Origin of the sequence: Gracilibacillus suaedae, from assembly GCF_017599345.1 — a bacterium.
Classification (GTDB): domain Bacteria; phylum Bacillota; class Bacilli; order Bacillales; family Amphibacillaceae; genus Gracilibacillus; species Gracilibacillus suaedae.
In genome coordinates this window covers 20,701-32,288 of sequence record NZ_JAGFVL010000021.1, presented here as the reverse complement: position 1 = coordinate 32,288, position 11,588 = coordinate 20,701, and the positions used below count along the sequence as shown (strand labels likewise).

Here is an 11,588-nt window from a genome sequence, read left to right as displayed (position 1 = left end):
TAGGAGGTAATCAAATATGGTGGATCAAAACCGTCCACAAGTTCAAGAAATTAATATAGGGCAAGAAATGCGAACATCTTTTTTAGATTATGCAATGAGTGTTATTGTATCCCGTGCATTACCTGATGTTCGAGATGGGATGAAACCTGTTCATCGTCGAATATTATATGCGTTAAATGATCAGGGTATGCATGCAGATAAGGCATATAAAAAATCAGCTCGTATTGTTGGGGATGTTATCGGTAAGTATCACCCACATGGTGACTCTGCTGTCTATGATGCAATGGTAAGAATGGCACAAGACTTTAGTTATCGCTATATGCTTGTTGATGGTCATGGAAACTTTGGTTCAGTAGACGGTGACCCACCAGCAGCGATGCGTTATACAGAAGCAAGAATGTCTAAGATTTCAATGGAAATGCTACGGGATATCAATAAAGATACCATTGATTACATGGATAACTATGATGGTTCGGAAAGAGAACCGAAAGTATTACCTGCTAAGTTCCCTAATCTGTTAGTGAATGGTGCTTCTGGTATTGCTGTAGGGATGGCAACTAATATTCCTCCACATCATTTAGGTGAAACGATTGATGCCATCTTAGCGATTAGTCAGAATCCAGAAATTTCTATTAGTGAATTAATGGAAGAATATATTTATGGTCCTGATTTTCCGACAGCTGGTGAAATTTTAGGCCGAAGTGGTATTAGAAGAGCATATGAGACTGGTAAAGGATCGATTACCATTCGTGCAAAATCAGAGATAGAAGAACAAGCGAATGGTAAATCAAGAATCCTTGTTTCAGAAATTCCATATCAAGTCAATAAAGCTAAATTAATTGAAAAAATCGCTGATTTAGCAAGAGATAAACGTATAGAGGGAATTACTGATTTACGGGATGAGTCAGACCGTAATGGTATGCGCATTGTGATAGAACTACGCCGTGATGCGAATCCAAATGTTGTCTTAAATAATTTATATAAACAGACATCTTTACAAACGTCTTTCGGTATTAACATGCTAGCATTAGTGGATGGACAGCCGAAAGTATTAAATTTGAAACAATGTCTGGAATATTATTTAGAGCATCAAAAAGAAATTATTACGAGAAGGACGCAATATGATTTAAATAAAGCGGAAGCCCGTGCACATATCCTCGAAGGTTTACGGACAGCACTTGATCATATTGATGCGATTATCACGTTAATTCGCCAATCCAAAACAACTGAAATTGCTCGCGATGGCTTAATGAATCAATTTAATCTATCCGAAAAACAGGCGCAAGCAATTTTAGATATGCGTCTGCAACGTCTAACTGGTTTAGAACGGGAAAAGATTGAAGACGAATATAGCCAGATTGTAGAGTTAATTAAAGAATTGAAGGAAATCTTGGCGAATGAAGAGAAAATTCTCGAAATTATTCGTGAAGAATTATTAGAAATTAAAGAGAAATATAGTGATGAAAGAAGAACAGAGATTGTATCAGGTGGAATAGATCTGATCGAAGATGAAGATTTAATCCCTGAGGAAAGTATTGTTATCACTCTGACACACAGAGGCTATATTAAGCGTCTACCTGCTTCAACCTATCGAGCACAAAGACGTGGTGGCCGTGGAGTACAAGGAATGGGTACAAATGACGATGATTTTGTCGAACATTTAGTATCTTGTTCAACACATGATACGGTTCTCTTTTTCTCTAATAAAGGAAAGGTATACCGTTCGAAAGGGTATGAAGTTCCTGAATTTAATCGTACAGCTAAAGGTATTCCCATTATAAATTTATTAGAAGTTGAACAAGGGGAATGGATTAATGCTGTTATCACGGTCAGTGAGTATAAAGAAGACTGGTATTTATTCTTCACAACCAAATATGGTGTATCTAAGAGAACGTCACTTCCTCAATTTGCAAACATCCGTAAGGGCGGCTTGATTGCACTAAACCTGCGGGAAGGTGATGAATTAATTTCTGTTCGTTTAACAGACGGCGAGAAAGATATTTTAATTGGTACTAAAAATGGCTACGTCATTCGATTTGAGGAAAGTCAAATCCGTTCTATGGGAAGAACAGCAGCAGGTGTGAAAGGTATTTCATTACGTGAAGATGATGAGGTTGTTTCGATGGAAATTCTGGAGGAAGACCAGTATGTACTGAACGTAACTGAGAATGGCTATGGAAAACGAACACCTGTTGACGAATATCGTAGAACAAATCGTGGGGGTAAAGGGATATTTACTGCTAACATTACCGAAAAAACTGGTAGAGTTGTAGCGGTGAAGAATGTAACGACTGAAGAGGATATTATGATTATGACAGTATCTGGTGTCCTTATTCGTATGCAGGTAGAAGGCATCTCAACGACAGGTAGAAATACACAAGGGGTTCGTCTGATTCGACTACAGGAAGCGGAAAAAGTTGCAACAGTAGCAAAGGTTGATCGTGAAGAAGAGATTGTTGAACAGGGTAATGAAGAAGAGATAGAAAAATAGTAAAGGGTGTGATCCATTTGCAGGTGCATCCACAACAACTCATTCCGGGATGTATTGTTACTAAGCTAATAAAAGGAAAAACTAAGCATCCAATTATTGATAAAAATACGGTCATTACAGAAGAACATATTCAAGTCTTAAAACATTTTAATATTGATTCTGTAGAGGTATCGGAAAAATTAGTATCTGGAAGTCCTTTCACCCCTGAAAAAGTTTCGGATGCTGAACAAGCTTCACGCAAACAAGTTCAAAGGAAGTCACAAGATTCCTTTGAGACTTTATACCTTAATGCTGTTTCGGGGTATAAAGCAATGTTTAAAAAATGGCAAGGTGGAAGTTCCATTGATATTTATCAGGTAAGAAAATTAATGATGCCATTATTTGATTATGTAAAAGATATTAGTTTAGATTTATTTTTATTGCATAAATTTGCTTCCAAAGAAGACTATTTCTATCATCATGGAGTATCCATCGCCTTGTTATCCGCACATCTTGCTAAAAAATTAGGCTATCAAAAAGATTGGATCCAAGTAGGGATTGCAGCTATTTTGGCGGACAGTGGGATGGCTAAATTAAGTGAAAATTGGCTCATGAAAGAATCCAGATTAACAATGGCTGAATATGAGGAAATAAAGAAACACCCGACGTTATCCTACCGAATGGTTGAGGATATTCCTTATGTAACAAAAGACATGAAAATAGCAATATTACAGCATCATGAAAGAATGGATGGTAGTGGATATCCAATTGGAGTAAAAGATGAGAAGATCCATCCTTTTGCTAAAATTATTGCAGTTAGCGATACTTACCATGCCATGACGTCAGAGCGTGTTTATCGCAGAAAACAATCACCTTTTAAGGTAATTGAAGAAATGTTGAAGTTAAAGTATCAAAAATTCGATTATCCAGTGCTGCAAAAATTTATTGATACACTCATGAACTACACGATAGGTACCCGCGTTATGCTTTCAACCGGTAAAGAAGCATACATCATTTTCGTTGATTCCAATCAACCAACAAGGCCGATGGTAAGGTTAATGGATAGCGAAGAAATCATTAAGCTAGACGAAAAACAAGCAATTTTTATTGAAAATATTATTACAGATTAAACAGGTGACCACAACGGTTGCCTGTTTTTTTATGAAAAATATAGTGCACAAAATCCATATTTAAACATCTTTGTTCCCTTGCACCGAGGAAGCCTACTTCGAAGCTTTACAAGGAGACGCAGGTGCATCACGCGGGGTCTTCAGACTGTTCCTTTCCCACAGGAGTCTCGCATTTTTTCCGCAGCTTAGTGTAGCGTTCTGATAAATAGACAGGAAATCCAAAGAATAGAGTTCCTTAAGTTCCGTTCTTATCATAACCAGAACACTAAAATTAGCGTAGGCAGAATACGGAGACTCCTGTGGGACAGTGAGAGCTGAAGATCCACTTTGCAAAGTTAGCTGAAGCCGAGCCCACGGAAAGCGGAGTATTCTGCCGGAGCGGTATCCCAGCACTCCTTATGGAAAGAATGGAGGAAAGCCTCGCCTCGGAAAATTTCATTACTTCGCAGCATGTATCTAATGTGACTTAGAAGAGATGTGGATGGGGTTATGTTTTTGGTTCTTAGTATTATTTCTATAAATAATGTAAAAAAAATTTACGAGTTGTAACCTCTTACATTATTGATTTGATCATATCGCGATTTTAAGTGGGTGGAATAGCCAAAAAAAAAGGTTGAAAAACCCTGAAACATATCGTATTGTAATTAACAATAGTTAAGGATATAACCCTCAAAAAATAGATGAAACTCTAGTATAGAGAGCTTCATTTCCCATCCATTATTTCACAATAAAACCAAAAAATCTAAGGAGGTTCACCGATGAGAACAGATAAATTTAGTAAAGAAGGTTTGACGTTCGACGATGTGTTATTATTACCAGCGGAATCAAATGTACTACCTAGAGATGTATCAGTTAAGACAAAGCTATCAGAAAATATTACGCTTAATATTCCATTTTTAAGTGCAGGAATGGATACTGTAACAGAAGCGAAGATGGCTATCGCAATTGCCAGACAAGGTGGAATCGGCATTATTCACAAAAATATGTCGATTGAAGAACAGGCAGAACAAGTAGACCGTGTGAAACGCTCTGAAAGTGGCGTTATTTCGAATCCATTCTTCCTGTTGCCTGAACATCAAGTTTTTGATGCAGAGCATCTTATGGGTAAATTCCGTATTTCCGGTGTACCTATTGTAAATAATGAGGAAGAACAAAAATTAGTAGGGATTTTAACAAATCGTGACTTACGTTTTATTGAAGACTATTCGATTAAAATTGCTGATGTGATGACAAGTAAAAACTTAGTTACAGCACCAGTTGGTACAACTTTAGAAGAGGCAAGTAAAATCTTACAAGAACATAAAATTGAAAAATTACCATTAGTAGATAATGATGATGTTTTGAAAGGACTTATTACGATTAAAGATATTGAAAAAGTAATTGAGTTCCCTCATTCTGCTAAGGACAAGCAAGGACGCTTATTAGCAGGTGCTGCTGTTGGTGTAACTGCAGATTCGATGACACGTATTGATAAACTAGTTGAAGCTGGTGTAGATGTACTAGTAATTGATACAGCACATGGTCATTCACAAGGTGTTATTGAACAAGTTAAACGCGTTCGAACTAAATACCCTGATATTGATATTATTGCTGGTAATGTTGCAACTCCTGAAGCGACAAGAGCACTTATCGAAGCAGGTGCAAATATTATCAAGGTAGGTATTGGTCCTGGTTCTATCTGTACAACTAGAGTAGTAGCAGGTGTCGGTGTACCTCAAATAACAGCAGTTAATGATTGTGCAACGGAAGCACAAAAGCATAATATCCCTGTTATTGCTGATGGGGGTATTAAGTACTCCGGTGACATCGCCAAGGCAATCGCAGCTGGTGCGCATGCTGTTATGTTAGGAAGCTTGTTTGCAGGGGTAACAGAAAGCCCTGGTGAAACGGAAATCTTCCAAGGTAGAAGATATAAAGTATATCGTGGTATGGGATCTGTAACATCCATGAAATCTGGTTCTAATGATCGATATTTCCAAGACTCACAGGATGCTAAGAAACTGGTTCCAGAAGGCATTGAAGGTCGTGTAGCCTATAAAGGACCTTTAGCAGATACGGTTCATCAATTGATTGGTGGTCTCAGATCTGGTATGGGTTACTGTGGATCACCTGATATCGAAGCATTACGAAATGATGCCAAATTTATTCGTATGACAGGGGCAGGATTACGTGAAAGTCATCCACATGATGTTCAAATTACGAAAGAATCGCCAAACTATTCCTTATCATAATTCACCATATAGTAATAAGGATGGAGAAAAACTTGGGGTTACCCAAGTTTTCTTTATCTGACCGAGGAAAGAAAGCATATAACCATTGATATCACAACTTTTGTAAGCAAGTATGTATAGTAAAAGGTGATTTAAAACATATATTTTAAGAAGCAAGAATAGCTATACAGATGGGGTTACCATATTGAAAGCTAGCTAGTGCAAGTCAACCGCTATGGCTGACTGTTTCGCTTTCCAAGGGGCATGCTCTTCAAGCTAACTTTTGCAGGAGTACTCCTGCAAAAGTGGATCTTCAGATCATGCTAACGCTAAAGGAGTCGAAAGAGCTACTAAAAAACATATTATGGAAATTATGTCTCCCACTTTGATGGCTAAAGATGCATATTTAAAAGGGAGTATTCCCCACTTTTTCATGTTATTTCTATTAAAATTTTGGATTACATTTTCAATATTTAAAAATTAGTGGGGGTTTTCAGTAGGCTCGAGTCAAAACGGCCGGCCTTCGCTATACTTTTTCCTACAACGAATAACAGAAAAAGCATATTGGTTTTATAACCCTTATTAGTGATTTCCTATGCCATACCTTACCCTTTCACAGGGATAATAACCCAAGTTACCTGGTCTGACAAATGTTGTAGCACATGGATAAAGCGGAGGCCGCCCACTTCCACTCCTGTGGGAATTGTTTGGCCTGAAGATCCACTTTTTCGAGCGGTTTTTGCTCGAAAAAGTTAGCTGAAGGGCAAACCCCATGGAAAGGGAAGTGGGCAGCCGGAGTGGTAGTCAAACAGTCGATATATTTCATAATGGTTACTAGAGAAATCGCAGATCTAATCAGTATGTAATGATAAGGACTGAGCGGTTTGCTCAGTTTTTCTTAATGATAGTCATAAAGCGTTATTTTCTAATTGAAGTAGTTGTGATAAAATTATGTCGTGCAAAAAAATAGTCGGAGGTAGGAAAATTGAAAGATGTAATGAAAAAGATAAGTATTTTGGTAGTGGTTGCATTATTAATGATCACTACGTTTTCTATGAATAACTTACAAGTACAAGCTGCAGAAACTATAGATGTCAACGCAGAATCTGCTATCATTGTCGATGCTAACACAGGGAAAGTTTTATATGAGAAACAATCTGATTTAAAATTGCCTCCAGCTAGTATGACGAAAATGATGACGGAATATTTGGTGCTAGAAGCCATTAATGAAGGTCAAATCAGCTGGGATACAACTACTCAAATTAGTGATTACGCTTATTGGTTAGCATCCCCCAGTAATAATTTTTCGGGGATTGGTTTAATTCAGGATAAAAACTATACAGTCCGTGAATTATATGAAGCAATGGCAATTTACTCTGATAATGGTACAACGGTTGCACTATCAGAGTTAGTAGCAGGTTCAGAAGGCGAATTTGTAAAAATGATGAATGAAAAAGCAGAAGAAATGGGCTTACCAGAATATAAATTTGTTAATTCTACCGGTTTATCAAATTCTGATTTGGGTGATTACCACCCAGAGGGAACTGAATCAAATGAAGATAACCTGTTATCAGCACGTTCTTCAGCACTGTTAGCCTATCATCTTATTAATGATTATCCTGAGGCTTTAGATTATTCCAGTATGACAACGACTGAATTAGATGGAAGAGTGTTAGAAAATTGGAATTGGATGTTGCCTGACTGGAATAATGATAACTTTTCTCAATATTCATATGAAGGTGTAGACGGCTTGAAAACAGGTCATACAGATGCTGCAGGACATTGTTTTACAGGGACAGCCCAACAAGGAGATCGTCGCATTATTACAGTAGTGATGAAAACGAGTAGTGAAGGCGAACGTTTTGTTGAAACGAAAAAATTAATGGAATATGGATTCTCCCAATTTGAAACAGTAGAACTATTTCCAACTAATTATCAATTAAAAGAAGAATCTAAACTGCCTGTTTCAAAAGGAAAAGAAAAAGAAGTAGATATTGAAACAGCAGCAGCGTTTGAAACGATGATCAAAGCTGGTGAAGAAGAATTATATGATATACGATACGAGATCGATGAAGATAAATTAACAGAAGACGGAGCATTAGAAGCCCCTCTTGAAGCGGGTGAAAAAATAGGAGAAGCAGTTCTTCAGTATAATGGTGATGTAGATTACGGTTATATTGGTGGAGATACAGCTGATCAACGTGTAGATCTAGTGACAACTGAAGCAGTTGAAAAACAAAACTGGTTTATGCTAGCTTTAGGTGCAATTGGTGACTTCTTTGCAAATGTTTTTACAACAGTGGTAGATTTCTTTAAAGGTTTATTCAGTTAATTTAATTCCGATTACAGCAGTTGGCATTTGTGCATTTTTTGTTATATAATGTAAGAGAATGAAATAGATCGTTTTATAGTTCATAATTTTAGGAGGAACATAAGAATGTCTAAAATAGGTACAGATAGAGTAAAAAGAGGTATGGCAGAAATGCAAAAAGGCGGCGTTATTATGGACGTTGTCAATGCAGAACAAGCAAAAATCGCTGAAGAAGCTGGTGCTGTAGCAGTTATGGCATTAGAACGAGTACCATCTGATATTCGTGCAGCAGGTGGAGTAGCTCGTATGGCAGATCCTACGATTGTAGAAGAAGTGATGAATGCTGTTTCTATTCCGGTTATGGCTAAAGCCCGTATCGGTCATATTGTAGAAGCTCGTGTACTGGAAGCGATGGGTGTAGATTATATCGATGAGAGTGAAGTATTAACACCAGCAGATGAAGTGTATCACTTAAATAAAAGAGATTACACTGTACCATTTGTATGTGGTTGCCGTAACTTAGGTGAAGCAGCTCGCCGTATCGGTGAAGGTACGTCCATGTTACGTACAAAAGGTGAACCAGGTACTGGTAACATTGTCGAAGCAGTTCGCCACATTCGTGAAGTAAATGCACAAGTTCGTAAGCTGGTTAATATGAATGAAGATGAAGTCATGACATATGCCAAAGAATTAGGTGCTCCATACGAAGTACTTCTTGAGATTAAAGAAAATGGTCGTTTACCTGTTGTAAACTTTGCTGCGGGTGGTGTAGCAACTCCAGCGGATGCTGCCCTGATGATGCAACTAGGTGCAGATGGAGTATTTGTTGGTTCAGGTATCTTTAAATCAGATAATCCTGCTAATTTTGCAAGAGCGATTGTTGAAGCAACAACACATTATGAAGACTACGACTTAATTGCAAAAGTATCCAAAGGCATTGGTACAGCGATGAAAGGTTTAGAAATTAGTACAATTGCTCCAGAAGAGCGTATGCAAGATCGTGGTTGGTAAGTAGTGAGGAGTAAAAAGTAATGGTGAAAATCGGAGTATTAGGCTTACAAGGTGCGATTCGTGAACATATTCGTTCCGTTGAAGCAGCTGGGGCTGAAGGGATCATTATTAAGTATAAAGAACAATTAGCTGATATAGACGGATTAATTATACCTGGCGGTGAGAGTACAACAATGCGTCGACTCATCGATAAATATGACTTTTTTGAGGCATTAGTTGACTTTGGTAAACAAGGGAATCCGATTTTTGGTACTTGTGCAGGGCTTATCTTGTTAGCAAATGATATTGCTGGACAAGATGATGCACATTTATCACTAATGGACATGAAGGTGGAACGCAATGCTTTTGGCAGACAGCGTGAATCTTTTGAAGCAGAAGTAGATATAAAAGGTGTTGCAGATCATTTTGAAGCGGTTTTTATCCGTGCTCCATATATTATAGAGGTTGGATCAGAAGTAGAAGTCTTAGCCACTTATCAGGATAAAATCATTGCAGCAAAGCAAGATCATTATTTATGCAGTGCATTTCATCCAGAATTAACCGATGACCATCGTTTAACAGAATACTTTGTCAAAATGGTGGAAAAATAATATAATAATAAAAAGTGTTCACAAGCAAATAGGAAAAAAGCAATGACAGGAATTAGTAGCTTATTGTTTTTATATAAGAGAGCCGATGGTTGGTGCAAATCGGTATAAAAGATAGGCGAATCCATCCTAGAGTGGTACATGGAAATAATAGTACATGTGCTCGGCGAGAAGCCGTTATTTTGAAAGAAGCCGGGAGAAGTCTATTCTCCAATCAGGGTGGTATCGCGGGTAAACTCTCGTCCCTACTAACAGTATGGGGCGGGAGTTTTTTATATTCAAAAGCTGTTTCCAAGACGAATGGATAGGTAGAAACTCCCGAACTAGTAAAGCTTTAGCGTGTGCTTTCTCTCATTCTGAATTTTGATTAGTGTTGTTTTGCTCCCCGCAGAATACTGCACTTTTCGTGGGTTCCACTTCAGTAAAAGTTAGCTGAAGCCATGCCCACGGAAAGCGAGTATTTTTCCGAAGCGATGGATTCACTTTCAACTCTAAGAGAATGGAGGAAAGCAAATCAATGCATGATACTTTGTATTATATGTAAATGAATGTTAAATAAAAAATCTTTAGGAGGTAATAGTTATGTTAGACATGAAAATGTTGCGTAAGAATTTTGCTGAAGTGAAAGAGAAATTAGCACACAGAGGGGAAGATTTAACAGATTTGGATCGTTTCGGGGATTTAGATGAAAAAAGAAGAGACCTCATCGCTGAAACGGAACAATTAAAGGCAAAACGAAATGAAGTATCCAAGCAAATCTCTTTATTGAAAAAAGAAAAGAAAAATGCAGATGATATGATTACAGAAATGCGTGAAGTGGGAGATCGAATCAAAACAATTGATCAAGAACTTCGACAAGTAGAAGAAGAACTTGAATTATTGATGTTATCTATTCCCAATATCCCACATGAATCTACTCCTGTTGGAGAGTCGGAAGATGACAATGTAGAAGTACGTAAATGGGGGGAGGTACCAAGTTTTGATTTTGAAGAAAAACCGCATTGGGACTTAGCGACAGAATTAGATATATTAGACTTTGAAAGAGCTGCTAAAGTGACAGGAAGCCGTTTTGTCTTTTATAAAGGCTTAGGTGCCCGCTTAGAACGTGCACTAATCAACTTTATGATGGATTTACATGCAGATGAGCATGGATACCAAGAGATATTACCACCACATATGGTAAATCGTGCAAGCATGACTGGTACAGGTCAATTACCTAAATTTGAAGAAGATGCTTTTAAAGTAGATGGTTGGGACTATTTCTTAATTCCAACTGCAGAGGTCCCTGTAACTAATTATCATCGCGAAGAAATTTTAAAAGCGGAGGAATTACCCAAAAAATTCACGGCATTTAGTAGTAATTTTCGTTCTGAAGCAGGATCAGCTGGAAGGGACACCAGAGGATTAATTCGTCAACATCAATTTAATAAAGTGGAACTAGTACAAATCGTAAAACCAGAAGATTCTTATACTGTCTTAGAAGAATTAACTGGGCATGCAGAAAAAGTATTGCAACTGTTGAAGTTACCTTACCGTGTGATGAGTATGTGTACGGCTGATTTAGGATTTACTGCTGCTAAAAAGTACGATATCGAAGTCTGGATGCCAAGTAATGATACGTACCGTGAAATCTCTTCTTGTTCTAATTTTGAAGATTTTCAAGCAAGACGTGCTGGGATCAGATTTCGCCGTGAAGAGAAAGGAAAGCCGGAATTCGTTCATACGTTAAACGGATCAGGTTTAGCAGTAGGTCGTACCGTTTCTGCCATCATTGAAAATTATCAGCAAGAAGATGGCACTGTAGAAGTACCGGATGTATTGGTGCCATATATGGGTGGGAAAACAGTAATTAAATAAGATCTTAACGTC

7 protein-coding genes and 1 other annotated feature are annotated in these 11,588 nt (G+C 37.7%); all 7 genes read left to right on the top strand.

What is annotated here, in order from left to right; all coding sequences use genetic code 11:
• The first annotated feature begins 16 nt into the window (after window positions 1–16).
• Entirely contained in the window at window positions 17–2,491 is a 2,475-nt protein-coding gene (gene gyrA, locus J5J03_RS05635; RefSeq protein ID WP_208587134.1) for a DNA gyrase subunit A, read from the top strand.
• A 23-nt stretch (window positions 2,492–2,514) separates the two neighbouring features.
• The gene (locus tag J5J03_RS05630) at window positions 2,515–3,600 is read left to right on the top strand and encodes an HD-GYP domain-containing protein (RefSeq protein WP_331460438.1); all 1,086 of its coding nucleotides are present in this window, start codon (window positions 2,515–2,517) and stop codon (window positions 3,598–3,600) included.
• Window positions 3,601–4,358: 758 nt separating this feature from the next.
• Complete coding sequence (guaB, locus tag J5J03_RS05625) at window positions 4,359–5,831, top strand: IMP dehydrogenase (RefSeq protein WP_208587130.1); 1,473 nt, start codon at window positions 4,359–4,361, stop codon at window positions 5,829–5,831.
• Between the two features lie 964 nt (window positions 5,832–6,795).
• Entirely contained in the window at window positions 6,796–8,142 is a 1,347-nt protein-coding gene (locus J5J03_RS05620; protein ID WP_208587128.1) for a D-alanyl-D-alanine carboxypeptidase family protein, read from the top strand.
• Between the two features lie 105 nt (window positions 8,143–8,247).
• A complete protein-coding gene (gene pdxS / locus J5J03_RS05615) occupies window positions 8,248–9,132 on the top strand; it encodes a pyridoxal 5'-phosphate synthase lyase subunit PdxS (protein ID WP_208587126.1) in 885 nt (294 codons plus the stop codon).
• A gap of 20 nt (window positions 9,133–9,152) precedes the next feature.
• Window positions 9,153–9,722: a pyridoxal 5'-phosphate synthase glutaminase subunit PdxT gene (gene pdxT, locus J5J03_RS05610; protein ID WP_208587124.1), complete on the top strand. Its 570-nt coding sequence runs from the start codon at window positions 9,153–9,155 to the stop codon at window positions 9,720–9,722.
• A 33-nt stretch (window positions 9,723–9,755) separates the two neighbouring features.
• Window positions 9,756–9,969 (top strand) — a binding site (T-box leader).
• Window positions 9,970–10,301: 332 nt separating this feature from the next.
• Window positions 10,302–11,576, top strand: coding sequence for a serine--tRNA ligase (gene serS, locus J5J03_RS05605; protein WP_208587122.1), 1,275 nt, complete (start codon window positions 10,302–10,304; stop codon window positions 11,574–11,576).
• The last annotated feature ends 12 nt before the right edge of the window (window positions 11,577–11,588 follow it).

Bases quoted from the DNA above. Each gene is read 5' to 3' on its own strand.
- guaB (WP_208587130.1), top strand. From the start codon at position 4,359: ATGAGAACAGATAAATTTAGTAAAGAAGGTTTGACGTTCGACGATGTG.
- serS (WP_208587122.1), top strand. From the start codon at position 10,302: ATGTTAGACATGAAAATGTTGCGTAAGAATTTTGCTGAAGTGAAAGAG.
- pdxT (WP_208587124.1), top strand. From the start codon at position 9,153: ATGGTGAAAATCGGAGTATTAGGCTTACAAGGTGCGATTCGTGAACAT.
- gyrA (WP_208587134.1), top strand. From the start codon at position 17: ATGGTGGATCAAAACCGTCCACAAGTTCAAGAAATTAATATAGGGCAA.
- pdxS (WP_208587126.1), top strand. From the start codon at position 8,248: ATGTCTAAAATAGGTACAGATAGAGTAAAAAGAGGTATGGCAGAAATG.